Here is a 24,002-nt window from a genome sequence, read left to right as displayed (position 1 = left end):
TCGATGTTGGCTGCCCGCGAGCATGTTCTTGCCGATCTGCGCGAGCGCATTTCCGCCCTTCAGGGCGATAAGGCGAAGCATGTCGGCTGTCTGCCTTTCGGCGTGCCCGAGATCGATGCGGTGCTTCCTGGCAACGGTCTCGCTCATGGAGCGCTTCACGAATTCGCAGGCGGTGGTTCCGGTACAGTGGACGGAGCCGCCGCGGCGCTGTTCGCCGCCGGGATCGTTGCCCGGACAAAGGGCGACGTCGCCTGGTGCCTCACTCGGCCAGACCTCTTCATGCCTGCCTTGGCACAGGCCGGGCTTCATCCGAAGCGGGTCGTCTTTGTCGAAGGTGACAAGGAAGAGGATGTCCTGGCATCCATGGAGCAATGTCTGTCCTACGGCGGTCTCGGCGCGGTGGTCGGGGAACTCGTGCGTCTGCCGATGACGGCGTCTCGGCGCCTCCAGCTCGCTGCAGAGAAGACAGGGACGATGGCAATCGTAGTGCGGCGATGGAGAAGGCAGACGGAAGCCTCCGACTTCGGCCAGCCGACGGCGGCAATGACAAGATGGAGGGTGAGCGTGCTGCCATCCGAAGACCTTCCCGTTGCGGGAGTGGGTCGGGCGAGGTGGCTACTGGAATTGATGAGATCGCGTGCGGGCGAGTGTGCTGAGTTTGAAATTGGAGCCTGCGATGACAAGGGTCGTATCCATCTATCTACCGGATCTGCCAACAGATCGAATACGCCGGACCGATCCCTCTATTCCGCCTGAGCAAGGTATCGCGGTCATCGCGAAGTCCGGCTCGAAGCGGTGGGTGTCGGCCGCCGACGATGCGGCGCGCAAGGCCGGGGTAAGGGCAGGGATGCCCGCGGCCAAGGCTCAGGCGATCTTCCGCGATCTCATGATGGTCGATGCCGATCTTGTTGCTGACGCCATCGCACTCGAACGCATCGCTTTCTGGGCGCTGACGGTCTATTCCCCGATAGTGGCCGTCGACGGGATCGATGGCATCGTCATGGACACGGAAGGAGCCGATCACCTCCAAGGCGGTGAGGAGCCGATGCTCACCCGCGTCGCCAACCAGTTCAATGCGAAGGGCCTCAGGGCACGCGTTGCCATCGCGGACACCTGGGGCGCGGCCCACGCATGCGCTCGGGCGATCAACCGCGAGACTGTCATCATTCCACGAGGAGAGACCGTCCGGGCGGTCGAGAAGCTTCCACTCTCGCTGCTGCGATTGCCGGAAAAGATCACTGGCGATCTCAGAACGCTTGGCTTCCAGAGCATTGGTGAATTGGCGAACACCGCCCGGGCGCCACTCGCCCTGCGGTTTGGTCCCGAAATCGGTCGCCGTCTCGACCAGATGTTCGGCCGCGTGTCCGAGCCGATCGATCCCATACGCACGCCGGAGCTGATCGAAGTCTCGCGAGCATTTGCGGAGCCTATCGGGGCAGCGGAGACAATCAACAAGTACGTCGGCCGTCTCGTCGTCCAGCTTGTCGACGAACTGCAGAGGAAGGGTCTCGGCGTCCGCCGCTCCGATCTCATCATCGAAAAGGTCGATGGAACCCGTCAGGCCATCCGAGCAGGCACCGCCAAACCCGCCCGCGATGTCGCCTGGCTGACCAAGCTCTTCAGGGACCGGACGGAGAAGATCGAGCCTGGGTTCGGCATCGAGAAGCTCACGCTCGTCGCCGTGATGTCGGAGGCGCTCGAAGAGGAGCAGAAGTCGTCCAGCCTCGTGGAGGAACAGACGACGGACATCACGCCGCTGATCGACATCCTTGGAAACCGGGGACAGCGGGTCTATCGCGTCGCGCCTGTCGCTTCCGATGTGCCTGAGCGAAGCACGCAACGCATCGCCCCTGCAGCGGACGCAGTCGAAGAGAGCTGGGCGCTCCACTGGCGTCGTCCGGTTCGCCTGCTTGATCGTCCCGACCGGATCACGGCCATCGCCCTTACGCCCGACCACCCGCCGAGGAGTATCACCTGGCGTGGCAAGAGGCATAACGTGAAGAGGGCCGACGGCCCGGAACGCGTCTTCGGAGAGTGGTGGAAGCGCGACAGCGAGCTTGAGGCTGTTCGCGACTACTACGTCATCGAAAACGACGCTGGCAAGCGGTACTGGGTCTTCCGCTCGGGCGATGGCGTCGATCCGGAAACGGGCGACCGCCAGTGGTTCATGCACGGGATCTTCGCATGAAGTACGCCGAGCTCCAGGTCACGACACATTTCAGCTTCCTGCGCGGCGCGTCGTCGGCGGACGAATTGTTCACGATGGCCAAGGAACTGGGGATCGAGGCTCTTGGGATCGTCGACCGGAATTCGCTGGCCGGGATCGTCCGTGCACTCGAAGCGTCTCGGGCCACGGGCATCAGACTCGTCGTCGGCTGTCGGCTCGATCTGCAGGACGGAATGTCGATCCTTGTCTATCCGACCGACCGCGCGGCTTATTCCCGGCTGACGCGCCTCATTACGCTTGGGAAGAGCAGGGGCGGGAAGAATAACTGCATCCTGCATCTCGATGACGTTGCGCTTTATGCTGAAGGCCTCCTCGGGATACTGGTGCCGGATCTCCCGGACGAGACCTGCGCTGTCCGGTTGCGCAAGATGGCCGAAATCTTCGGAAATCGCGCCTACGTGTCCCTGTCGCTGCGCCGTCGGCCGAACGATCAGATGCGGCTGTTCGAGATCTCCAATCTCGCCTCGAAGCACCGGGTGCGGACGGTTGTTACGAACGACGTGCTTTTCCATGAACCCGGCCGCCGTCAGCTCCAAGACGTCGTCACATGCATCCGCAACAACACGACGATCGACGAAGTGGGTTTCGAGCGCGAGCGCCACGCCGACCGATATCTCAAACCTCCAGAGGAGATGCAGCGGCTATTCCCAAGCTACCCTGAAGCTCTCGCAAGAACTGTCGAAATCGTCGAACGCTGCAGATTCTCCCTTGAAGAGCTGACCTACCAGTATCCCGAGGAAGCCATCGTGCCCGGCATGGACGCCCAGCAGTCGCTCGAGCACTATGTCCGCGAATGCATTCCGAACAGATACCCCGAAGGCCTGCCGCAAAAGGTTCTCCGCGCGGTGAAGCACGAGCTCGATTTGATCAAAGAGATGAAGTACGCGCCTTACTTCCTGACTGTCTACTCGATCGTGAAATTCGCGCGCTCGCAGGGCATCCTCTGTCAGGGCCGTGGATCGGCCGCGAACTCGGCGATCTGCTACATCCTCGGCATCACAAGCATCGATCCCGAAACCAATGATCTCCTGTTCGAACGCTTCGTGAGCAAGGAGCGCGACGAGCCGCCGGATATCGACGTCGATTTCGAGCACGAACGCCGAGAGCAGGTCATCCAGTGGATTTACAAGACCTACGGCAAGGACAAGGCCGCCCTCTGCGCGACCGTCACACGTTACCGGGCCAAGGGAGCTATCCGAGATGTTGGCAAGGCGCTCGGTCTGCCTGAGGATGTCATCAAAGCTCTGTCGTCCGGTATGTGGTCGTGGTCAGAGGAGGTCAGCGACCGGAATGTGCGTGAGCTGAACCTGAACCCGAACGATCGTCGTCTCGTCCTGACACTCAAGCTCGCGCAGCAGCTCATGGGCGCGCCTCGCCATCTTGGCCAGCATCCCGGCGGCTTCGTCTTGACCCATGATCGCCTCGATGACCTCGTTCCCATCGAGCCAGCAAGTATGGTCGACCGCCAGATCATCGAGTGGGACAAAGACGACGTAGAAGCCCTGAAATTCATGAAGGTGGACGTCCTCGCGCTCGGCATGCTGACCTGCATGCAGAAGGCCTTCGACCTGATCCGCGAGCACAAAGACGACGATCTCGATCTCGCGACGATTCCGCAGGAGGACGCGGCGACCTATGCGATGATCCGCAAGGCCGACACGCTCGGGACCTTCCAGATCGAGAGCCGGGCGCAGATGTCGATGCTGCCGCGTCTGAAGCCCGAGACCTTCTATGACCTCGTGATCCAGGTGGCGATCGTTCGCCCAGGCCCAATCCAAGGCGACATGGTCCATCCCTATCTTCGGCGGCGCGAGGGCAAGGAGAAGCCTGAATATCCGACGCCCGAACTGGAGGCAGTGCTGAGCAAGACGCTCGGCGTGCCGCTGTTCCAAGAGAGCGCGATGAAGGTCGCCATGGTCTGCGCCGGGTTTACGGGCGGCGAGGCCGATCAGCTTCGCAAGTCTATGGCGACCTTCAAATTCACGGGCGGGGTCAGTCGGTTTCAAACAAAGCTCGTCGAGGGGATGGTAAACAACGGTTACACGAGGGAGTTCGCCGAACGCACGTTCAAGCAGCTCGAAGGTTTTGGATCCTACGGCTTCCCGGAAAGCCACGCGGCGTCCTTCGCGCTCATTGCCTATGCGTCGAGCTTCGTGAAGTGTCATTATCCCGACGTCTTCTGCGCCGCGTTGTTGAACAGCCAGCCGATGGGCTTCTACGCACCCGCCCAGATCGTTGGCGACGCCAAGGCCCACGGCGTCCTGATCCGGCCAGTCTGCATCAACCGATCCCGCTGGGACTGCACGCTTGAACGGATTGGCGGTACCGACCGCCACGCGGTCCGGCTCGGCATGCGCATGGTCAGGGGTTTGGCGGTCGCGGAGGTTGCCCGGATCGTGGCCGCGCGCATGATCAACGATTTCGAAACTGTCGACGATGTCTGGCGGCGCTCGAACGTTCCGACGGAGGCGCTCAACCAGCTTGCGGAGGCGGACGCTTTCCTGCCGTCGCTGAAGCTCCAGCGCCGGGACGCGATCTGGGCCATCAAGGCGCTTCGTGACGAACCGTTGCCGCTGTTTGTTGCTGCGGCCGAGCGGGAGTCCAAGGTCATCGCCGAGCAGCAGGAGCCGGAAGTCGAGCTTCGGCAGATGACCGAAGGCCACAACGTCGTCGAGGATTACGGCCACGTCGGGCTGACGCTCCGGGAACACCCGATCGCATTCCTCCGGCGGGATCTGCAGAAACGCAATATCGTCACCTGCTCGGAGGCCATGAACGCGCGTGACGGCCGCTGGCTGATGGCGGCGGGACTCGTCCTGGTGAGGCAGATGCCGGGGTCGGCCAAAGGTGTCATGTTTATCACTATCGAGGACGAGACGGGGCCAGCGAACGTGGTTGTCTGGCCATCGCTCTTCGAAAAGCGCCGCCGCGTTGTGCTGGGATCATCGCTGATGGCCATCAACGGCAAGATCCAGCGGGAAGGGGATGTCGTGCACCTGGTTGCCCAACAACTCTTCGATCTATCCGGAGACCTGTCAGGGCTGGCCGACCGCGAGATCGATGTGACGATCCCGACGGGGCGAGGGGACGAGTTCGCCCATGGATCGCCTGGAAATCCAGACTCAAGGGATAGGCCGAAGGCAGTACCGCAGCCGCGCGACATCTTCGTGGGGGATTCGCACATCGATACACTGAAAGTGAACGCAAGGAACTTCCACTGAAGGCCGCCGATGACGCCTTTCAGCCCAAAACTGACAGCCGAAACTACGGCCAGAAGCCAGCGGCGAGCGATCTCTAGGCGCCTGAATTGGCCGCTTCAGGCAAACGTCGTCGGACCAGCGTTTGCTCTAACTCGTCTCCCAACCATGGGTCCGGGTATACTGTTTCTATAACAGCGCGTCGCAGCGTGGGTACGTCGAGGCCAGCGTACCCCAACTGCTCGAGGCGTAGTTGGAGCAAAGCTGTGTCCATCTGCACCATCAAACGCGTCGAGCCGGTCATCTGACGGAGCGTCGTCAACATCGACGCGTAGGTCCTAAAGCCAAACGAAGAGGCAAGTGCTTCGTCGACGTGTGACGACCTGACAGTCGAATACCGTCCAAGGATCGACTTCTTGAGCATAGCTACGTTGGGTTGGGAGAATTTTATAATCTCGCAGAACATCGCGATCCCTTATCTGCGTCGACGTCTGCCGATTACACATCGACCACAAAAAGGGGTCGTCGCAGTCCAAATAATACGCCCTTCAACCCGGCAGCAGGTTCGGTAGGCAACCGCAATAATCGTAACAGTCACCTGACCGGAGATCAATGAAGTCCCAAGAGCTCCTTGCGAAGCATGTCCAGGATGGCCGCTAGTGGCGCGAAGCGGCCGCGAGTTCCCTCATGCGCAAACCCTAGGCCAACCGTTGGATAATCGGCGGCAACGGCGTTCGTTGCAGCTAGTCCGAAAGCAATCAGTACTATCTATTTCATAGAAACCTCTCCGCCGCTCCGATTTCTGCAATGGGCCGAAGACCTTTACGATGAAGATAGTGTCGGCAGACCCAGCCTAAGTGTGGATATCGACGCAAGAATACGCGTTTTGATTGCGAGAATCGGCTTCGTTCAAGTATCAATCCGATATGAACCTTGATGAGCAGCTCAAAACGAAGATCGCGAGTGAACTCCTGCGTCTGGAGGAGGACTGCGCGCATTCCGGCAAAGCCCATTTCAACGCCAGCGACCGCTGGAACCAGTTCAATTACTGGTTCGGGATACCGTCTGTGGTGATCAGCGCACTCGTCGGGACGGCACTCGTGAAGGACCATGTCATCTGGGCAAGCGTGGGTTCCGCGGCCGTCACCGTCCTTACGGCGCTCGTCACCTTTCTTAAGCCCGCGGAGAAAGCGACACTGCACAAGAGCAGCGGCGACCAGTACCTCACTCTCAAGAACGACTCCCGCGTCTTCCGTGAGATCACTTTACTGTGGAACGTCGAGGAATCCGCGGCGCTCGAAGGCCTCGAAGGCTTGACCAAGCGCCGTAACGAGCTGAACCAGGCAAGTCCGCTATTCGCAAACCGAGACTTCAGGAAAGCGAAGAAGGGTTTCGACGACGGGCAGTCGACGCACGCCGTGGACAAGGCTGCCCGATGAGCGTGAACTCCTATCTGGCGAGCCGGGCATCTTCCGCAGTCCTTTCTGAGGACGAGCGAAAGTCAATCAACACCTCAATTGCGGCGCTCGGAACCCGCCTGGATAGCTGGTTCCAGGTCGATGGCGACAAGCTACAGTCCCACTTCCGGTTCGGCTCCCAGACACGCGGCACGATCCTGCCGCGCCGCGATGATCAGCATTCGGACGTCGACTACATGGTCGTTTTCGAAAACGGCGGTCGGAAGCCGCAGAGCTATCTGGACCGTCTCAAGAAATTTGTCGAAGGTAAGTACAGTACCTCGGAAGTCTATCAGTCTAGCCCGACCATCGTGCTTGAGCTGAACCATATCAAGTTCGAGCTTGTCCCCGCGCAACACTATTACGGAAGCACCTATCAGATCCCGAACGGTCCGAACGACTGGCAGTCGACGAGCCCAAACGACTTCAACGCAACATTGGAGGAAAAGAACAAGGCCAACGGCTATCTGATCAAGCCAACGATCCGTCTGGCAAAGATCTGGAATGCGGCGAACGGCTACGTCTTCAATACCTATCTGTTCGAGAAGTGGATCTGCGATCGTAGCTTCTGGCTGGCGAGTAATCAGCGGGACTACCTTTTCACGGTGTTCGACAATTTGCAGGCGACCGAGTCAGCGGCCTGGCGCAACGAGCGCATCACGCGCGCCAAGAAGCTCGTAGCCGAGATCCGCGAGAACGAGTCACAGGGATATCCTTACCTTGCTGAGGCTGACGCCAAGAAGCTCATCCCGGGGTGATTTCGGCCTCGGTCAGGCCTATTCCAAGGATCCAGTTCAGGATTCGAACCGCAATCCAAAGGCGGCGGATACGCTGATTTTAATCGGTAATCTCAGTCAACATGCGCCGACGGCCTATCGCAACAGGCCGTCGCTCTCGAAATCGTCCCATCCGCTTAACCCATTCACAGCCTCGCCAGCGCTCTGTTCAACTTGTTTAGCTGTCTTTTGCTTCTTCAGCGAGCGCGTCAGCTTCGCCTGATACGCTGCGCGCCTCCGGTTTTCAGCCTTCGCTGCCGCGTCCTCCTCACGCCATTCGTCCACGGCGCCGCGGTCCAGCAGGTCTTCCACGATCCGGGGGTCGAATACGTGGAAGGTGATCCGTCTCGCTCGGCCTTGCAACCGGACCGTTCTCGTTCCCGCGCTCGGAAGACGTCCGTCCTGCAGCCAACGCTTCCTTTCTGAAGCTGTGATCGTCAGGATTTCCTCGATCTCGCGAGGAATGATCGGAAGGTCTGCGATGTCTTCCAGTGCCGCGGAGATGACGGACGAGGTCGCGCGGAACGCTGTCTTGGAAGTCTCAGGCATTACGAGGGTGAGTGCGCTCGACTGCATGTCCAGCGACTTCCTGACCGCGGCCGGCAGCCGGGAGCGTATCTCCTGCAGGATTCCCTTGACCCGGACAGCGGATCCCAGCGTCGCAGCCACCGGAAGCGACCACTCTCTGATCAGTTCGGGATCATCGCTTTCTTTCTTTGTGGTCGCTGTCTTGGGCATGCTGCAGCAGATGGTATCTGAAGGGTCGAGCGTCAACGGAACTCACGCTCATTTCCCACGTTTGCGAGCGAGGAGGAACCCCAATGTCCGTTCCGAACGAACCCATCGTGCCGCCGCCATCGCCCCCGCCTGTCGATAAGCCACCACACGATCCCGACCGCATTCCCGGCGAGGCGCCACCGCTTCCCGAGCCCGAGCCGGACGAGCCCGTCGGTCCAATCAGTCGTGCCGCCACCTCCCTTTGCCCGCCTTGGGGGACTGCTTTGCCGAGGCGTCCTCCAGCAGTCGGAGGAGCAGTCATGAGCGGCTGGCGTGATGACCTGAGGCTCAAGCTTGAAGAATTCGTGGATGCCCTTGTCGCGAATGGCGCGAAGCAGATTGAGGTCTACGGCGCTATTCAGAAGGAAGTCGACGAACGGCGAGCAGCGTATGATCGTGATCCGGATCCCGCCGACGACCAGCCCGCCGACGTCCGATGAGAACACCTACAACAAGTCTGCGATATCTCCGGGTAAGCTTCGAAGGGCCTTCGACGATGGGGTCGGACGAACGTACATCATTTGTTACTTCGCACCTGCGGTAATTATCATACGATTCAAAACGCTAAATAATAACAAAAATCAGTTGCTTACTCGAAGTTTCTCGACTACGTTTTTTACAGGGGATTTCCGAAATACCGGCCTCGCCGGCGATACTCAGCGGTTGTTTGGCCTCGCTTGAGGGAGGATGATGATCTTGTTTGTCCGACTTCGTTTCTTCGCATTGTTGCAGCAAGCGTGTGATCTCGGCTCGATCCGATACCGACCTACGACGGCAATCTGACGCGTCGTAAACCCTTTGTTCCACTTTTCTAAGATGGTGCTCCCGTGTGGCGTGCCCGAGGTTTGTTATGCAAAAGCAAGCTGTCGTATTCAATGGTCAGGAAGTCGGGATCGCGGTTCCTGTCGAAAACCGCCTCAAATTCATCGCTGTCCGCTTCAATGTCATCGACCTGGACAACAGGCTCTTCGACACGGTGACCGAAATCCGGCGCGCCATTACAGAGCATCTCGCCTCCAGCGGTCGTGCGGTCACCTCGCACTGAATGGCAGGAGATATTCTTCAACGTCACGGCACAACTGGGATTGCAGGCTCACTTATGAAACCCTGCAAAGCTGGCCGCGTTTCAACTTGTGGGGAGATGAGGAATGATGGTCACGAGCGTCCAAGAAACCGAATGGGCCGTGCTCTCGCTATCCGTTCAATCTTGGTTTAGGCACTACAAGGCCAAACCGGACGACAAGACATCGGAAATAATCTGCAGCGCGGCAATCGACCTTTTCAATCGCGGCCATCGTACCCAGGAGGAACTCACCAGTATATTAATCGCGCGGTTCCCCCTGATCGCGCCTGCGCCCGTAGCCCTCCATTAATCGATCCGCGGCACTGGGAAAATCTCGAATCCCACCGCACTCGAAATCGGATACAAGGCCAGCAACAGAGTCTGATAGGCACTGGATGACGCTTTACTGATTGGCGGGGTTAGGTCACGCGCCTTTTTCGTATTTCGGCGGTCGCCTCAGCTCTTGACAGAGACGACCCGGCTGGTTCCTGTACGCTTCCGGACAGATTAGGTGCCATTCGGAAATCGTCGGAGAAGCGCTGATCGGCGCCCTATGATGGACGGTGATGGGCTTCAGGCCAAAAGGAGGCGTCGTCGTCGGCACACTCTTCCGGGCTCGAGCCTTCTTTATGTCGAGACATCCAGTAAGCCCGTGCTACACTGCGCGCATATTCCGTCGGTTCTCTGCCGAACGGCAAGCCTTTCTCAGCCGAGAGCTCCCAAATCCGTCTTGTGAAAAGGACGGTGAATTCGTCTTCGTCCAGCATCTGCAAAAAAACAGAACCTCCGCAGCAGTCTGGTTGAGGATGGCGCAGAGTGCAGGGGGGTGGCAGGGGCCCGGCCTCTGCGCGATCGGTATTACATAACAGTCGATGAGTGACGATGGTTCCGGTACGCATTCGCTCACAAAAAGGCCCCGCGAGATTGCGGGGCGAGTTAGCGTGCATGGAAACGGGGACGAGAGGCTGCGAGTGGGCCTAGCCGTCCTCGCGCGTTGAACGCGCTGAAGCGAGGAAAGTTCCGGGCACCGCAACGCGGTCAGATTAGCAACCGCACCAAGGTGTCCTTGTCCTTCACCCCGTGCTGGAACGATTGGATAATACGGCTGGCCAGTTCCTCGCGGTCCCGGTCGGTGTTGAGTTGCTTTACCGAAATGACGTGATTGTAGACCCTCTGGCAGAGGGCGACCGCGGCGTCGTCCAGCGCGGTTTGTGATACATCCAACGGGAACATGATTAACCTCATTTCCCCCGGCCGATGTATGATAGGGGGCGGAGTACGCCTCTTCAATCGCAAGAGTGGTAACACATGAGTGAGCTCGGCGCGTGGTGGCGGCGTGGGTAATAATCAATCTTGGTCAATTGCTATTTAAGGCATTGCTGATGAAGTTGCGGCATGACGAAGCCTCGCAAACCTTCGCAGCCGCTGCTCGGTGACGTTGATGCGCCAATCCGGAGCAAGGCGCGCCGCCGCCGAGATCCCGCCCAGCCGCACCTCCTCCTCGATCCTATGCCTGCTCGCATCGATCCGTGCCTGGCGCTGCTGAAGCCGCGTCCGCCGAAAGGCCCGCAATGGACCTTCGAGGTCAAATGGGATGGCTATCGACTTGCCGTTCACATCGAGCAGTCCCGCGTTCGTATCCTCACGCGCGGCGGCCATGACTGGACGCATCGTTTCCCTGCAATCAAACAGGCAGCCGCCTGGCTTCCCGTTGGCACCGCAATCCTCGACGGCGAGGCCGTGGTTCTCGACGAGCAGGGCCGGTCGGATTTCGGCCTGCTGCAGCAATCGCTCGGCGGTCGCGGCGGCAAGATGTCGAGTGACGCCATCTTCATGGCTTTCGATCTGCTCTATTTCGACGGACACGATCTCAGAAATTCCGAACTCGAGATGCGCCGGCATCTGCTCGAGGAACTGGTGCCGGCCGGAGGGCAGGGCGATATCCGACTATCCGAGGAGATTGAGGCCGACGGCGACGCTCTCCTACGCCTAGCCTGCGAACACGACCTTGAAGGCATCATCGCGAAAGACCGCGACAGTACCTATCGAAGCGGCCGCCTCGGCGACTGGCTGAAGATCAAATGCATCCAGAGCGATGGCTTTGCGATCGTCGGCTATGAGAAGTCGACAGCATCCTTCGGCAGCATCGGGCGGCTCCTGCTCGCGGCGCGCAAAGGAGATCAACTCGTCTATGTCGGGGGAGTGGGAACCGGCTTTAACGAACGGTCAGCGAACGAGCTCCGTAAGCAGATGGACAAGCGGATCATCGGCAAGTCCGCTGTCGATACCGGAAGGAAGCAGAATGCAGTCTTCGTCCGGCCAGATCTTGTTGCCGAGATTGAATACCGGGCCTGGACCCATGACGGGAAGCTGCGCCATGCGTCGTACAAGGGGCTGCGCGAAGCCGCTGATCAACTGGCGGTTTATGAGTTCGACGACATACGCTAAGGCCCAACACCGGCCAGCCTAAGGCGTCTCGTCGGTCGGCAAACATCCGCCACCGCCTCAGTCAGTGGTAATGACTTCCACTTGATCCCTTCTATTCGGCCTTTTGATTCTCTTGGCCAGCAACACGTTCGCCGAGATCCCACCGCTCAGCATCCATAGAAAAACTATATTGGAAAAGGTGAGAAAATACGCATTTCCGAGAACTGTTGTCGAAGCGCCTGCACCGTAGACCGGCATAGGAATAACAAAAATAAAAGTAACGAATGTGAGCAGGTATACCAAGGATTTTTTCACGAAGCTCTTTGAATCAGCAACTATAACTTCTCGGCCTAATTTAGATGAGATGATATAAAGCGACAACAATAGTGTTTTCGCAAAGGTGAATGTGATCAGGGAAAACGAAAGGCACGTGTAAAGGGCGACCTGTTCCGGATGGTTTTCCGCCAGCCATGGCAGCTCATAGTGGTATTTGGGCAGAATAACCAAAATGTATCTTAGGTACGGGCTGACATGATCCAGTAAGCTTGCTCTGGTGACCCAAAGAAACAAGACGGAGATAGACAAAATAACCATATCGAGCGGTGGACCGCTAATATGGATCTCGTATCGTTTGATGAAAACCGGATTTTGAAGGCGAAAGAAAAGATCAACCCCGGCGAAACTTTTAAACATTTACGTCCAGCCTTTGCCCCGAACTATGCCTGAAAAAAATTAATCGAAGGGGCGGGGCACTTCGTAGTGAGGGTGGGCGGAGTCTGTCAAGCATAACGCCCGTCAACCATTCCCGTCGAGCAGATAGGTGTTCTTCGCCATCCACACCCGGACGATATACCTGATCGCGTCCTCGCCCGTCAGCACCAGCTCGCTCGAGACATTCCCTTCAGTGTCGTCATCGAGTGCGATTGAGGCGGCGTTGCGCACCAGCAGGGCAGCGCGACGCAACATGATCTGCAAATCGCGCGTCGAAACTTCCTCTATCCGGTCGGTGGCGTCTTCGACAAGGTGGAGATGGGCGACGGCGGCAATATCCAGCAGCTCGTCCTCAAAGCTTGTCAATGCGCCGTGATTGGACTCGAAGAGGTGAGATCGATGCAGATGGCCGGCGGAGTCTCCAGATCAAGGGTCCAACAGGTTGGTGGGACTATCGGTTTCATTGCGTCTGACTGCCACGCTATCAATCATCGCATTCCATGTCGGTAATCTCCTCAGCCAACACTTCAGCGTGCTCGGACAGAACGGCAGCCACGTTGTCGAGAAGCATCGCCAATTCGGGGTCGCTTTCGAAAAGCTGTTCCTGCTTAGCTTTCAGCTTCCCGATATAGAAATTGTGGATATGCAGTGAACCGGTCATCTGCGCGAGAGTTGCCATGCTGATGCTCCATTGCGAGTTTCGGCGGATAGTGCAGCACTATATGGTATCCGTAAGGTTCCAGTCACCCGCTCTACGGCCGGTTGCCGTCGGTGCGTTGTTGCCTTAGCATTTTGATGTCTTCTCCATTTGGATTCACCGAGCGATGCCGGAAGTGATCACAACGTGTCGACTCACGCGAGATACCGCTGGGCTGCTTGAGAACATCGCGGAAGAGGTCTTCGACGAGGAAATTAACCCTCAGTGGCTTGCTACCTATTTGGAATTGCCGGGGCACCTGATGATCATTGCGGTTTGCGGGAAGCAGGTCATCGGCCAGGTCGCAGCCTACGTTCACAGCCACCCCGATCAAGCGTCGGATGTTTACATCGACAATCTGGGCGTGGCTCCCCCTTTCCAGCGACGAGGTGTTGCGCGACGCCTCGTCGACGAGGTCTTTGCGTGGGGCAAAACGCTGGGATGTCACCAGGTGTGGATCGTTACAGACACAGAGAACATTGCCGCTCGCGCCCTCTACGAAGGTCGGGGGGCCGCAGCCGAGCCGATTGTGATGTTCTCCTATAAACTCTGACCTGCCGCCGATCGCGCTTTCTGCACCCAATCGAAGGGCAGACTTTTCCACCCAGCCCGGAACTTGCCTGCGTCCGCTAGTGGAGACTTCGCCACATGACAATTTGCCCGGAGGTAGGCGCGGAATTCCCGCGCCGTGTTACTCAGATTTGATCGCGAAGCGATTTGAATGAAGCGCGAAGCTCGGCGGTGAAAAGCTCCGGCTGCTCCCAAGCCGCGAAGTGGCCGCCCTTCGGCAGCCGATTGTAGTGAATCAGGTTAGGATAGGCCTTTTCAGCCCAGCTCTGGGGCGCCTGGTATATTTCGTCCGGGAAGGCGCTGACCGCGACCGGGATCTTGATCCCGCGCGGATCAAAGAAGCCGCCGCTCGGGTGATGTGCATTGTCCCAGTAAAGCCGCGCGGACGAAATCGCCGTATTTGTCAGCCAGTAGAGGGTGATATTGTCGAGTACGTCATCGGGCGTCAAACCTTCCTTCTCGCCGTCGATCGACCGCGCGATCATCCGGTAGCTTCTGATATCGTGGTCGAGCATCCAGGAAGCGAGGCCGATAGGTGAATCGACGATGCCGTAGAGCGTCTGCGGCCGGTTGTTCATCTCGATCGCGTAGCCGAGGCCGTTCTTGTAGAAATCGTCGAGCTGCTCATAGGCGCCCTTCTCATCGGCGGAAAGATCTGCCGGAGCCGGAGCACCTGACGACAGCAGCTTGGCGATATCGGCGGGCACGGTGGCGGCCATGTTCGTATGGATGCCGATGAGGCCCTGAGGCTCCTGCACCGCCATCAGTTCCGTCACCGCATTGCCCCAGTCGCCGCCTTGGGCAACGTATTTCGTGTAGCCGAGACGTTCCATCAGGACCGCCCAGGCCTTGGCAATCCGCGGCGGGTTCCATCCGGTTTCCCTGGGCTTGCCGGAGAAGCCGTAGCCAGGCAGCGAAGGAATGACGACGTGGAAGGCGTCGGCCTCGGTGCCGCTGAAGGCTGTCGGATCAGTGAGCGGCTTGATGATCTTCAACTGCTCGATCACCGAACCTGGCCAGCCATGCGTTATGACGATGGGCAGCGCGTTCTCGTGCTTCGACTTCACATGAATAAAGTGGATGTCGAGACCATCGATGTCCGTGATGAATTGCGGGAACGAATTGAGACGCGTTTCGATCTTGCGCCAGTCATGGCTCTTCCAGTGCTTGGCGAGCTTCTTGATCGTCCCGAGCCGGACACCCTGGCTGTCGTCCGCGACATTTTCCTCGTCGGGCAACCGGGCGGCAACGACGCGGCGATGAAGATCTGCGAGTTGCTCATCGGTGGCCGTGTATTTAAACGGCGTTATTCCGGGAGTTGCGCTCGTAGCAGTCGCTGCATTCGGTAGAATGCCGACGGCGCTTGCGGAGGCAGCGAGTGCAAGCAGAGTTCGGCGCGTGATGGCTGGTTGTGTCTGGGACATGACATCCTCCTGCATGTGTTTGCCCGGTGTCGCGAGACCCAAGGTCACACCAATGAGGACGTGCGAGCCATTGAACTATGGTATCTCCGATACCTTCGTATCGGCCTGTTTGAGGAAACGCGCGCGACGAAGCGACCAGGAGTACGCCAATTGCACCATCCGTACCGCACTCGCTGCAGCGTGTCAGGTCTTCGTCACCTTTGCGGCCCGCAAGGCTTCGTGAAGCTCGTCGTCGCTGAATGGTTTGGTTAGGCAATCGACCGCACCTTCCCTGAGCAGGCGCCTGCGGAGGTCTTCATCCCTTATCGCGGTAATGAAGATAATCGGGATATTTCGCCCTTTCGTCTTGAGCTCCTGCTGGAGTTCGGGGCCACTCATTTCGCGCATGGCGACGTCTAAGACTAGGCAATCGGCGAGAGTATACGCTGGTGAACTTAGAAACGATCTTGCTGAAGCGAACGCTTCCACCACCTGGACGCCCAACGCTCGGAGCAGATCGGGCAATGCCTCACGGACCGATTCATCATCATCAACAACTGCCACGAGTTTCAACTCGTCTGTCATCTCAGGTCGGCAACCTCGATCCGGATTGCTCGGCGATCATGTATTCCGAATACCAATCCGGCCATTTCCCGTCGTGGTTCCCCCCAGTTCGCTTCTCGTGCTCGCCGTGAGCGGCGGCGGCCCGGCGAAGCGCGCTCGCGAGGTCCGAAGTGGAAGTATAGGCGGCTCCGTTTGCATCGAGGCGGCCCGGAAGGCGTGCTGTGACCTCTTGAAACATCCAGCCGTTCCCATCCGGATCGCTGAAAGAGGCGAAGGAGCCATAGCTGGCGCGTGACGGGTGTGGGCCAGGCAGCCGATCTTCTGTCCCGTGGTGATGAAAGACACCGCCTGGATCGTGAAAAATGCCACTCACCTCAGCGCCGCGCGAGGCCAGAGCAGCATGTGCCATTTCAATGTCGGGTACAATTAGGTGAAGTCCCTGAGCCGACCCGGGTTGGGCCGAGGTAATCCCGGATCCGAAGATTACGGAGCAGGGCGATCCCGGCGGCGTGACCTGCACTACCCGGAAGCCATCTTTGCCGGACACGTCTGCGTCTAGTCGCCACCCGAGACCGGTGTAGAACGACTTGGCACGGTCAACGTCGGAAACAGGAATGACCACGACTTCGAGCTTCATGTCGAGCTCGCCGATAACGGGAGTCGTTGGTGTTACGCGTTCCTGAATAGTCATTTCGATCTCCGTCGACTGAACTTTTGCCGGCGGTTTCGCCGCGGCCAAGAGACGATGCGCCGCCGACTAAAGGCTGTCCATTATCCGATGGTGTCGGTCGCTGGGCTGAGCTTGGTCAATCCATAGGTATGCCGATACCATCGTGCAATAGCGTCTGAACCGCAATCCGGCGATCTCGAGTGCGCATTCCGATCAATACCAGCTCAACGGAGATCGACTGCCGCCTCGGCCCACTTTTCGGCCAGGGTTCCAGTGTAGTGGCCGCCGAGCCGCGTTTCGACCTCTGGCTTGGTTTGCAGCCCCCATCTCCATCCGGCGGCCGATTTTTTGCTGTGCGACGGGCCGCTGGATCGAGGAGATGAATGCATCCTACGGGCTCCGATCTCGGGATCATGGGAAGGCTGGCCAAGTCGACGAGGCGCTTGGTGTCGGCGATCGCCTGGCGGTCGACCCAGAGATGCGAGTAGCCAGGGCATCAACAAACGGATCCAGCTTGTCGTCGTCGAACGGTTGACGTAGTACTCCTCGGCGAGGACAACATTCACATCGTCAGCTCCCAGGAGCACCTCGAGCAGCGCGTCCGCGCCCCATCAGCCGCGGAGGCGGGGGCCACCCGCGGGACAAAATCGGAGCCGACTTCCCATTGCTAGAGGATCGCCTTTGTGTCGGTGGTCTGGCAGGACGCAGTCGGTCTCGCCCTCAGCGACGAATACGATCGAGCCGCCACGCCCGCTATATGGGACTGCTGACGGCTGTGTTCGCCATCGGCCAGATCACGGGGCCGCCAGTCGTAGGAGGGATCTGCGCCTGCCAGTCAAACTCTGACAGTGCGTTCGCGCTCGCACTGGGCATCGCAAGCAATACCCCCGGTCGTGAGAGCCATGATCCTGGTAGCCATGATCGTGATGTTTCGCGCCAAGATCCATCATCGGTTCAGGAACGCTAGTGGACCTCCCTAACGTCCTCGATCCTGAGCTTTGCTGCCATATTCACTAGATCCGGCAAAGATCGGGCGCTCATCTTGCGCATGACCTGGCCACGATGCGCCTTGACTGTGATTTCGCTAATATCGAGCTCGAAAGCAACCTGCTTGTTCAAAAGGCCTTTCACCACGCCGGACATGACTTCGCGCTCTCGCGGGGTCAGGGCATCGTAGCAGGCCTGAAGCCGCATCAACTCTTCTTCATCGCGAATGAGGGCCTGGCTCTGCGCAAGGGCTGACTGTATGGCCTCAAGAAGCGCCTCGGCGTCGATCGGCTTCGTCAAAAAATCAAGAGCGCCACCCTTCAGAGCCTTTACGGTCATGGGGACGTCGCCGAAGCCAGACACGAATATGATTGGCGTGCGGTTCCCACTCTTGGTGATGATGCACTGAAGATCCAAGCCGTTGAGGCCGGGCATGTTCACGTCCAAGACGAGGCAGCTTGGTCCCGCAATCGGCGTCGCAACCAGGAATGCCTGGGCAGAGTCGAAAAGAATTGGCCGCCACCCCGCAGAACCGATCAAAAGCTCCAGGGATTCGCGAACTGAAATATCGTCGTCAACCACGAAAACGGTCGGCCCGTCCAGGGTATTCAAGGGCGAGTTAGTCGCGTGAGTCATCGCCGAGATCATCCGGTACATGTGCTGCCTCCTTGATGAGGGCGCCAAGCTCATTGAGTGCAAAGACTATAACACGCGTAGGCGCGGGCTGCCCCGATGATTCATATCCCGCCCCCTTGGACGCAAACCATGCGAGTTTCTGGCCGAAAATCCATTGTACGATGGTATCGGCATTCGGTCCCAACTTCTCTCCACGGCACCACCGCACAATGGCACACGGGCCATCTCTTGAGCATGCTGAAAGGGTCGATCGAGCGTGCCGCCTCTTCTGGCCGGAGGAATTTGCGGCGCCCTACTGTGTCATCAAAGATGGCGGGGCAAGTATAACTGTCGCACATTTCAACGCCGGCGATCTCAAAGGCCTTGAATCGTCTGGCTTGGAGGGGAAACGCCGAGCATGGACAACCCGATGGTGGGCGTGCGCTTATATTGCTGGTGCTTCATTTGTACCGTATTGTAGATTACTGCGACGAGGGCGCGCAGGGCGGCGACTCATGCCAAGGACTTCAACGCGAGTAGACTACGAGATCCTTGTTGTCGAGGCGTTGCTCGATGCCTTGCTGGAAGGATTGAAGGTCGATTTTGCGGGCGTAGTCCTCGATGGCTCCGCTCGCAGTACTGCTTTCGAGATGATGCGGAGTTCAGCGGAATTCGATGTGAGCGATGTTCAGACCTGTATGGCGCGAGCGCGGTCGCCCGATACGGCTGCTTATCCTGACGCATTGACCGTTGCCGGAACCACGATATCCCTGTTTGTTACGCCTCTCAGCGCGCGAGCGGAAAGAGGACATTTGATCGTTGGCTCTCGGCGCCCCGGATTTCCGACCGAGCTTGAACGTCTAGTTTTGTCGCAAGCTGTGCTGCAGGCAATCGTCGGACTGGAACACGGGCAGTCGGCCGCCCGTCGCGTTGACGGGCCTTACGCGACCCGCGAAGCCGATCTGACGGAAGTGGTGAATTCGATTCCTGGTATGGCGTGGTCGGCCGCTCCCGATGGGTCGGTAGATTATTTCAACGGCAATTATCTGAGGTATGTCGGTCAAGACGCCGACAGCCTTCGTGGGATCGGCTGGACTGTCGCAGTTCATCCCGACGACATCAACGGACTCGTGGAGGAATGGGGTCGCATGTTGTCTTCGCGGCTGGGAGGCGAGGCCGAGGCCAGACTCCGGCGTTTCGATGGCGAATACCGTTGGTTCCTGTTCCGAACCAATCCGCTGCTGGACTCAGATGGGACGGTTGTTCGCTGGTACGGGTTAAATATCGATATCGAAGACCGAAAGCGTGCAGCCGAAGCGCTAGAAGCCAGCGAGTTCCACTTGCGTCAGCTTACTGAGACCATCCCTCAGGCGCTTTGGAGCGCAACGCCTGACGGCGCGATCAGGTATCTGAACAAGAGAGGTTTGGATTTCCTCGGCGTAAAGGCTGACGACCTAACGGACGGTTTCTGGTGGACCGAAGGACTTCACCCGGACCAAGTGGCTGGAATTATCCGCATATGGCAACATTCGGTAGCCACAGGTGAGCCTTATAACGTCGAGGTTTTGAATCGCCACCCGGCCGATGAGGCATACCGCTGGGTGGACGTGAGGGCGCTGCCAATGCGCGATGAAAATAACAATATTCTCATGTGGTATGGCAGCCTGATCGATATCCATGATTGGAAGATGGCGCAGGAGGATATCGCATCTAGCGAGAGGAGACTGCGGCTTATCATCGACACGATTCCGGGAATGGTCTGGTCCGCTCTCCCCGACGGCGGAGCCAGTTTCGCAAATCGTCACTTCCGCACCTACCTTGGGTTGTCGATGGATGAAGCCAAGGAAGGGGGATGGGCGTCGGCGGTTCACCCGGACGATCTTCCGGAGCTGAGGGAGATTTGGCGGCGAATGGCGGAATCCTCGCAGCCCGGAGAGTGCGAGGCGCGATGGCGCCGCTTCGACGGAGAATACCGGTGGTTTCTATGCCGTGGCAACCCTCTCGTAGGCGCTGCTGGAAGCGTGGAGTGGTTTGGGATCAACGTCGACATACATGATCGGAAGATCGCACAGGATGAACTGCGTGAGGCACAGGCGGAGCTCACCCACATGACGCGTGTCATGGGTATGGGACAGCTCACGGCGGCCATTGCCCACGAGCTCAGCCAGCCACTCTCAGGCATACTGGTAAATGCCAGCGCAGGCCTGCGCATGCTGAGTAGGGATCCGCCCCAGGTGGAGAGTGCACAGGAAACGATCAAGCGGACAATCCGGGATGCAAATCGCGCTTCCGATGTGACGGAAAGAATCCGGGCGCTTTACAATAAAAGTGACCCCATCGTCGAGGTGGTGGACCTGAACGCTATTGCCCAGGAAGTCATCGGGTTCGCCCATAATGATTTGCGAAAGAATGGCGTCAACGTCAGGATCAGGCTCGCCTCAGATCTTCCGGCGGTGAGGGGCGACCGCGTGCAATTGCAGCAGGTTATCTTCAACTTCATCAAGAATGGCACTGAGGCGATGAGCGGCGTTGTCGGCCGTCCAAAAGACCTGGAAATTTCCACCGCCCGGGAGAAATCGGACCACGTCCGCCTTGCAGTCAAGGACGCCGGACTTGGCTTCGATCCCGTTATGTCAGAAAAGCTGTTCAGCCCCTTCTTCACTACGAAAACAAATGGCATGGGGGTAGGGCTGTCGGTTAGTCGCGCAATTGTCGAGAGCCATAGCGGGCGCCTATGGGCAGAGCCGAACGAGCAATATGGCGCGACATTCGCTTTCTCGATCCCCGCAGGCGAAGCGACAAGCGCCAGCACCAACACCAACCGGGACGGTTCTCAGTAAAGCGTCCTATGCGACGGATCAGACGCCGGATAAACCCCGATCTGAGCGTGCTGAGAGGATATCGTCTTGTTCAGATGGTAGACCATGAGACTTGGAAGAGTGGGCCAACCTTTTACGATCGCCGATCGTCGCCTCGGGTACACGTAGGTGCCGTGTTCCTGCCGATCGCTCTGAAAATCGGTCACCCTCCGGTCTAGCCGATGCCATTATTCAATATCGTTTGTTTCGATTGGGATCCTGAGTTGGTGTGGGCGCATAAGTTTCCTGTGCGATCGCCGCCAACTAAGATAGCTCGGGTGCTCAAGAGCTCAGCACTTGTCCGTATCGGCCCTAAACCGCATCGGAGATGCTGATTGACACCCGCGTGAACGGTGCCCTCCGGTGCGCAGCGTAGATCTGGACCAATACTAAGGTGTCGGCGATACCAACGTGCAAATGCGGCGGCCATCGATCCGTGAGATATTCCGCTCCTGTAGCCATCTCGCTGCGGAACCAAACGTTAGGAGCAGAACAATGAAGATTCTCATGGTATTCACATCGCACGACACGCTTGGAGACACCGGGCGCAAGACGGGCTTCTGGCTCGAAGAGGGCGCCGCGCCCTACTATGTCTTCCGCGATGCAGGCGTCGAACTTACACTCGCTTCGCCTAAAGGCGGACAGCCGCCGGTCGATCCGAAAAGCGACTTGCCGGAGAACCAGACGCCAGCCATGGCACGGTTCAAACAAGATCCGGCGGCACAGAGGAAGTTCGCCTCCACTTTGAATCTAAAGGATATGCGCTCAGAGAATTTCGATGCCGTCTTCTATCCGGGCGGCCACGGGCCAATGTGGGACCTGGTCGACAACACTGATTCCATTGCGTTGATCGAATCCTTCTACAATTCTGGCAAGCCGGTCGCAGCAGTCTGCCACGCACCTGCGGTGCTGCATCGCGTGACCTATAAGGGCGCGCCGATCGTCAAGGGCAAACGCGTCACTGGATTCACCAACACTGAGGAAGAAGAGGTGCAGCTCACCAAGGTTGTGCCGTTCCTGGTCGAGGACGAACTGAAACGGCTAGGAGGTCTTTTCGAAAAGAAGCCAAACTGGGAGAGCTTCGCGATCACGGACGGACGGCTGATCACGGGACAGAATCCGGCGTCTTCTACAGCCGGGGCTCAGGCTCTCGTCAAGCTTCTTTCGGGCGCGACCGCAGGGGTTAGCTCCACCGCTGCATGAACAGCAGTTGACAGCCGCGAAATCGTAGGACCCATTGTCGCGAAGCCATCGGGCTCTGCGGCGGCGCAGGGGCTTGGTGGGCCTCCAACACGCAGGCCAGCCATGGAGCAGAAGCATGTGCGGCCGGTCTGCAGGACCAATCGTGGCTTGGGTAATACTGAGATCCCGGCGTCGATCGGCTGCCTGGCATCCTGTGGGGCGGATGTCGCGCCGGGGCTTGGCCTGCTGCGCAGTAGCCTGCTCCCCGAGAATACTCGTGGCTGTCGAGTGAAAGGCGACACCGCCCAACGACACTGTCCCGCCGCTGAAACCGACCCGCCAAGATCGTTGTGTGCTTCGGCAGGCGGAACGGCCACTCGCCGGAAGGTGCCCGCTTGCCGGTGCACGGAACCGATCAGGTCGGGTTCCTGAGCGTCTTGAACGCGTTCCCTGGTTCGGCGACGGACAGCTCCGGCTGTTCCCGGGCGGCGGTGTCATTTTTTGGCGGAATCTCGAATCGAATTGGGATCCCTGCATCACAAGGCGCTGCTTCGATAGGAGACGGAGATGGAAGATCTAGCTTGCCGAGCTGCTTTAGAACGTCATTGGATAGCTTCCGACGCGGGCGATTTTGAAGTCGAGCATGAAATCTATAGTGACAACGCCGTGCTGGAATATCCACAATCGGGAGAGCGCATTGTCGGCCGCGGCAAAATACGGGAGAGCCGGTTCGTCCAGCCAAACCAAAAGCGGTTTACGGTCAAGCGCATTTTGGGAAATGGAAACCTCTGGGTCACGGAGTTCGTGCTGATCTACGACGGCAAGCCGTCTTACACCGTGAGCATAATGGAATTTCACGCGGGCCTCGTCGCTCAAGAAACGCAATACTTCGCGGATCCTTTTGCGCCGTCACCTACGCGTGCAAATCTCGTTGAGGCGATGACGCATACCCCGACGTCGCTCGCCCGATAGTCCTACGGTGTGGCCTGAATGTGGTCGGCTTGAACTTTCTCAACGCAAGAAGACCTTCCTGAAATCTATTTGACCGGATGGGACTTTGTCGGTGCCGGCGGTGCGGATGTCGTCGCGGCGATCGGCTACCGCTTCAACAACGGGGGCTGCCGTGGCGGGGTACCGCGTTTTGGTCGTAGACTACAGCAAGAACGGCTTTGTGTTCGACGTCGTTCAGCAGATCGGCTTTGGGCAGGCTTCGAAATGACGCTCTTCGGGCTTCATAGTGTAAACGGCAAGGAATCGGGGCACTTGCGTTACCTCTCTCGGCTTAGAGCCGCTATTAGTTTACATGCCGAGCGCCGGAAAACGCCACCTTTAGTTCAAAGGTGTGCGGAGCGTAGGATGGCGGCTGTTGGCGAATTATCGCACGGACGAGCGCACGCCCGATGCCTTGTCGACGGTGCTCAGCCCAGATGCCCTTAGGAAAGGGGACGGGTTGTGCCGTGCCCCCAGTCATGACAGCTACCCCGTCGGCGCAATCGACGACTGCAATCGCCCGTCGCATGTGGCGCAACAGGGGATGTTCTCATAGTCACGTCCGTCCCGGTTTGTCAGCAATCCTCGATAGTAGCTGTTCCAAGCTGTCTTCGTTGGTGACGCCATGTTGATAGAAATAGATAATCTGGGTTGCGAGCTCATCGCAGGCGTCAGCGCCCGTTATGTGTCCGGTGGCGCAGATATGATCGAAGACTCTTTTGCAGATCACAATATCTTCGTTCTGCAACGGTGCATCGTTCGCAGCGAAATCATCTCTGGTCATGGTTCAACACCCCCCAAGAAGATGTTTAGTTTCCAACATCGACCCTG

Annotated in this window: 22 protein-coding genes and 3 pseudogenes; 14 read left to right on the top strand and 11 right to left on the bottom strand. The window is 58.5% G+C overall.

Annotated elements, in window-relative coordinates:
* The first annotated feature begins 3 nt into the window (after positions 1-3).
* The 5 genes from RLEG4DRAFT_RS24355 to RLEG4DRAFT_RS24330 all read left to right on the top strand — a co-directional run bounded on the left by RLEG4DRAFT_RS24355 (position 4) and on the right by RLEG4DRAFT_RS24330 (position 7,639).
* Positions 4-756, top strand: a complete 753-nt coding sequence (locus RLEG4DRAFT_RS24355; RefSeq protein WP_051040911.1) for an ImuA family protein — start codon at positions 4-6, stop codon at positions 754-756.
* Positions 677-2,188: a Y-family DNA polymerase gene (locus RLEG4DRAFT_RS24350; RefSeq protein ID WP_003580770.1), complete on the top strand. Its 1,512-nt coding sequence runs from the start codon at positions 677-679 to the stop codon at positions 2,186-2,188. Before RLEG4DRAFT_RS24355 ends, RLEG4DRAFT_RS24350 begins: the two co-directional genes overlap by 80 nt.
* Entirely contained in the window at positions 2,185-5,448 is a 3,264-nt protein-coding gene (locus RLEG4DRAFT_RS24345) for an error-prone DNA polymerase (RefSeq protein WP_003580768.1), read from the top strand. Before RLEG4DRAFT_RS24350 ends, RLEG4DRAFT_RS24345 begins: the two co-directional genes overlap by 4 nt.
* A gap of 902 nt (positions 5,449-6,350) precedes the next feature.
* The gene (locus RLEG4DRAFT_RS24335) at positions 6,351-6,863 is read left to right on the top strand and encodes an SLATT domain-containing protein (protein WP_003580765.1); all 513 of its coding nucleotides are present in this window, start codon (positions 6,351-6,353) and stop codon (positions 6,861-6,863) included.
* A complete protein-coding gene (locus tag RLEG4DRAFT_RS24330) occupies positions 6,860-7,639 on the top strand; it encodes an SMODS domain-containing nucleotidyltransferase (RefSeq protein WP_003580763.1) in 780 nt (259 codons plus the stop codon). The genes RLEG4DRAFT_RS24335 and RLEG4DRAFT_RS24330 overlap by 4 nt, the downstream gene beginning before the upstream one ends.
* 114 nt (positions 7,640-7,753) lie before the next feature.
* Here the strand turns inward: RLEG4DRAFT_RS24330 and RLEG4DRAFT_RS24325 are convergent, their stop codons facing one another.
* Positions 7,754-8,395 carry a hypothetical protein gene (locus tag RLEG4DRAFT_RS24325; protein ID WP_003580761.1) on the bottom strand — a complete coding sequence of 214 codons (642 nt, stop codon included), beginning with the start codon at positions 8,393-8,395 and terminating at the stop codon, positions 7,754-7,756.
* A 299-nt stretch (positions 8,396-8,694) separates the two neighbouring features.
* Here RLEG4DRAFT_RS24325 and RLEG4DRAFT_RS24320 point away from each other — a divergent pair, with 299 nt between their 5' ends.
* Positions 8,695-8,874, top strand: a complete 180-nt coding sequence (locus RLEG4DRAFT_RS24320) for a hypothetical protein (RefSeq protein ID WP_003580759.1) — start codon at positions 8,695-8,697, stop codon at positions 8,872-8,874.
* 410 nt (positions 8,875-9,284) lie between these two features.
* Positions 9,285-9,479, top strand: a complete 195-nt coding sequence (locus tag RLEG4DRAFT_RS24315; RefSeq protein WP_003580757.1) for a hypothetical protein — start codon at positions 9,285-9,287, stop codon at positions 9,477-9,479.
* Between the two features lie 1,056 nt (positions 9,480-10,535).
* On the opposite strand, the gene RLEG4DRAFT_RS24305 is transcribed toward RLEG4DRAFT_RS24315, so the two are convergent.
* A complete protein-coding gene (locus RLEG4DRAFT_RS24305) occupies positions 10,536-10,730 on the bottom strand; it encodes a hypothetical protein (RefSeq protein WP_003580754.1) in 195 nt (64 codons plus the stop codon).
* Between the two features lie 162 nt (positions 10,731-10,892).
* Here RLEG4DRAFT_RS24305 and ligD point away from each other — a divergent pair, with 162 nt between their 5' ends.
* Positions 10,893-11,945 (top strand): non-homologous end-joining DNA ligase, encoded by a 1,053-nt coding sequence (ligD, locus tag RLEG4DRAFT_RS24300; RefSeq protein WP_003580752.1) that lies wholly within the window; start codon positions 10,893-10,895, stop codon positions 11,943-11,945.
* Positions 11,946-12,002: 57 nt separating this feature from the next.
* On the opposite strand, the gene RLEG4DRAFT_RS24295 is transcribed toward ligD, so the two are convergent.
* Positions 12,003-12,617: a hypothetical protein gene (locus RLEG4DRAFT_RS24295; RefSeq protein ID WP_003580750.1), complete on the bottom strand. Its 615-nt coding sequence runs from the start codon at positions 12,615-12,617 to the stop codon at positions 12,003-12,005.
* 102 nt (positions 12,618-12,719) lie between these two features.
* A complete protein-coding gene (locus RLEG4DRAFT_RS24290) occupies positions 12,720-12,923 on the bottom strand; it encodes a CopG family transcriptional regulator (RefSeq protein WP_432416827.1) in 204 nt (67 codons plus the stop codon).
* 6 nt (positions 12,924-12,929) lie between these two features.
* Between RLEG4DRAFT_RS24290 and RLEG4DRAFT_RS64465 the strand changes: the two are divergent.
* Positions 12,930-13,011: pseudogene (locus RLEG4DRAFT_RS64465) on the top strand (peptidase); the annotation flags it as partial.
* 108 nt (positions 13,012-13,119) lie between these two features.
* Here the strand turns inward: RLEG4DRAFT_RS64465 and RLEG4DRAFT_RS24285 are convergent.
* Positions 13,120-13,314 carry a hypothetical protein gene (locus tag RLEG4DRAFT_RS24285; RefSeq protein WP_003580747.1) on the bottom strand — a complete coding sequence of 65 codons (195 nt, stop codon included), beginning with the start codon at positions 13,312-13,314 and terminating at the stop codon, positions 13,120-13,122.
* Positions 13,315-13,459: 145 nt separating this feature from the next.
* Here RLEG4DRAFT_RS24285 and RLEG4DRAFT_RS24280 point away from each other — a divergent pair, with 145 nt between their 5' ends.
* Positions 13,460-13,885 (top strand): GNAT family N-acetyltransferase, encoded by a 426-nt coding sequence (locus RLEG4DRAFT_RS24280; protein WP_003580745.1) that lies wholly within the window; start codon positions 13,460-13,462, stop codon positions 13,883-13,885.
* A gap of 142 nt (positions 13,886-14,027) precedes the next feature.
* On the opposite strand, the gene RLEG4DRAFT_RS24275 is transcribed toward RLEG4DRAFT_RS24280, so the two are convergent.
* The 5 genes and pseudogenes from RLEG4DRAFT_RS24275 to RLEG4DRAFT_RS24260 form a co-directional block, all read right to left on the bottom strand.
* Complete coding sequence (locus RLEG4DRAFT_RS24275; RefSeq protein ID WP_003580743.1) at positions 14,028-15,326, bottom strand: epoxide hydrolase family protein; 1,299 nt, start codon at positions 15,324-15,326, stop codon at positions 14,028-14,030.
* A 183-nt stretch (positions 15,327-15,509) separates the two neighbouring features.
* On the bottom strand, positions 15,510-15,890 hold the full coding sequence (locus RLEG4DRAFT_RS24270) for a response regulator (protein WP_003580742.1): 381 nt from the start codon (positions 15,888-15,890) through the stop codon (positions 15,510-15,512).
* Position 15,891: 1 nt separating this feature from the next.
* On the bottom strand, positions 15,892-16,560 hold the full coding sequence (locus RLEG4DRAFT_RS24265; RefSeq protein WP_003580740.1) for a VOC family protein: 669 nt from the start codon (positions 16,558-16,560) through the stop codon (positions 15,892-15,894).
* Positions 16,561-16,763: 203 nt separating this feature from the next.
* A pseudogene (locus RLEG4DRAFT_RS64460) lies at positions 16,764-17,221 on the bottom strand (enoyl-CoA hydratase/isomerase family protein); the annotation flags it as partial.
* A 281-nt stretch (positions 17,222-17,502) separates the two neighbouring features.
* On the bottom strand, positions 17,503-18,183 hold the full coding sequence (locus RLEG4DRAFT_RS24260) for a response regulator transcription factor (RefSeq protein WP_003580739.1): 681 nt from the start codon (positions 18,181-18,183) through the stop codon (positions 17,503-17,505).
* Between the two features lie 473 nt (positions 18,184-18,656).
* On the opposite strand from RLEG4DRAFT_RS24260, the gene RLEG4DRAFT_RS24255 reads away from it, so the two are divergent.
* The 4 genes and pseudogenes from RLEG4DRAFT_RS24255 to RLEG4DRAFT_RS47215 all read left to right on the top strand — a co-directional run.
* Positions 18,657-20,981, top strand: coding sequence for a PAS domain S-box protein (locus RLEG4DRAFT_RS24255; RefSeq protein ID WP_003580737.1), 2,325 nt, complete (start codon positions 18,657-18,659; stop codon positions 20,979-20,981).
* A gap of 513 nt (positions 20,982-21,494) precedes the next feature.
* Positions 21,495-22,202, top strand: coding sequence for a type 1 glutamine amidotransferase domain-containing protein (locus RLEG4DRAFT_RS24250; RefSeq protein ID WP_003580736.1), 708 nt, complete (start codon positions 21,495-21,497; stop codon positions 22,200-22,202).
* 546 nt (positions 22,203-22,748) lie between these two features.
* Positions 22,749-23,153 (top strand): nuclear transport factor 2 family protein, encoded by a 405-nt coding sequence (locus RLEG4DRAFT_RS24245; RefSeq protein ID WP_003580733.1) that lies wholly within the window; start codon positions 22,749-22,751, stop codon positions 23,151-23,153.
* A 57-nt stretch (positions 23,154-23,210) separates the two neighbouring features.
* A pseudogene (locus tag RLEG4DRAFT_RS47215) lies at positions 23,211-23,400 on the top strand (hypothetical protein); the annotation flags it as partial.
* A gap of 327 nt (positions 23,401-23,727) precedes the next feature.
* On the opposite strand, the gene RLEG4DRAFT_RS24240 reads toward RLEG4DRAFT_RS47215, so the two are convergent.
* Positions 23,728-23,955, bottom strand: coding sequence for a hypothetical protein (locus RLEG4DRAFT_RS24240; RefSeq protein WP_003580732.1), 228 nt, complete (start codon positions 23,953-23,955; stop codon positions 23,728-23,730).
* Positions 23,956-24,002: the final 47 nt, after the last annotated feature.

The organism is Rhizobium leguminosarum bv. trifolii WSM2297 (assembly GCF_000271845.1).
Note: the sequence above shows the minus strand (reverse complement) of the source record. Positions and strands in the feature narration are given on the sequence as shown.

Coding starts and splice junctions, on each gene's coding strand:
- RLEG4DRAFT_RS24355 (WP_051040911.1), top strand. CDS start 4: ATGTTGGCTGCCCGCGAGCATGTTCTTGCCGATCTGCGCGAGCGCATT.
- RLEG4DRAFT_RS24350 (WP_003580770.1), top strand. CDS start 677: ATGACAAGGGTCGTATCCATCTATCTACCGGATCTGCCAACAGATCGA.
- RLEG4DRAFT_RS24345 (WP_003580768.1), top strand. CDS start 2,185: ATGAAGTACGCCGAGCTCCAGGTCACGACACATTTCAGCTTCCTGCGC.
- RLEG4DRAFT_RS24335 (WP_003580765.1), top strand. CDS start 6,351: ATGAACCTTGATGAGCAGCTCAAAACGAAGATCGCGAGTGAACTCCTG.
- RLEG4DRAFT_RS24330 (WP_003580763.1), top strand. CDS start 6,860: ATGAGCGTGAACTCCTATCTGGCGAGCCGGGCATCTTCCGCAGTCCTT.
- RLEG4DRAFT_RS24325 (WP_003580761.1), bottom strand. CDS start 8,395: ATGCCCAAGACAGCGACCACAAAGAAAGAAAGCGATGATCCCGAACTG.
- RLEG4DRAFT_RS24320 (WP_003580759.1), top strand. CDS start 8,695: ATGAGCGGCTGGCGTGATGACCTGAGGCTCAAGCTTGAAGAATTCGTG.
- RLEG4DRAFT_RS24315 (WP_003580757.1), top strand. CDS start 9,285: ATGCAAAAGCAAGCTGTCGTATTCAATGGTCAGGAAGTCGGGATCGCG.
- RLEG4DRAFT_RS24305 (WP_003580754.1), bottom strand. CDS start 10,730: ATGTTCCCGTTGGATGTATCACAAACCGCGCTGGACGACGCCGCGGTC.
- ligD (WP_003580752.1), top strand. CDS start 10,893: ATGACGAAGCCTCGCAAACCTTCGCAGCCGCTGCTCGGTGACGTTGAT.
- RLEG4DRAFT_RS24295 (WP_003580750.1), bottom strand. CDS start 12,617: ATGTTTAAAAGTTTCGCCGGGGTTGATCTTTTCTTTCGCCTTCAAAAT.
- RLEG4DRAFT_RS24285 (WP_003580747.1), bottom strand. CDS start 13,314: ATGGCAACTCTCGCGCAGATGACCGGTTCACTGCATATCCACAATTTC.
- RLEG4DRAFT_RS24280 (WP_003580745.1), top strand. CDS start 13,460: ATGCCGGAAGTGATCACAACGTGTCGACTCACGCGAGATACCGCTGGG.
- RLEG4DRAFT_RS24275 (WP_003580743.1), bottom strand. CDS start 15,326: ATGTCCCAGACACAACCAGCCATCACGCGCCGAACTCTGCTTGCACTC.
- RLEG4DRAFT_RS24270 (WP_003580742.1), bottom strand. CDS start 15,890: ATGACAGACGAGTTGAAACTCGTGGCAGTTGTTGATGATGATGAATCG.
- RLEG4DRAFT_RS24265 (WP_003580740.1), bottom strand. CDS start 16,560: ATGACTATTCAGGAACGCGTAACACCAACGACTCCCGTTATCGGCGAG.
- RLEG4DRAFT_RS24260 (WP_003580739.1), bottom strand. CDS start 18,183: ATGTACCGGATGATCTCGGCGATGACTCACGCGACTAACTCGCCCTTG.
- RLEG4DRAFT_RS24255 (WP_003580737.1), top strand. CDS start 18,657: ATGCCAAGGACTTCAACGCGAGTAGACTACGAGATCCTTGTTGTCGAG.
- RLEG4DRAFT_RS24250 (WP_003580736.1), top strand. CDS start 21,495: ATGAAGATTCTCATGGTATTCACATCGCACGACACGCTTGGAGACACC.
- RLEG4DRAFT_RS24245 (WP_003580733.1), top strand. CDS start 22,749: ATGGAAGATCTAGCTTGCCGAGCTGCTTTAGAACGTCATTGGATAGCT.
- RLEG4DRAFT_RS24240 (WP_003580732.1), bottom strand. CDS start 23,955: ATGACCAGAGATGATTTCGCTGCGAACGATGCACCGTTGCAGAACGAA.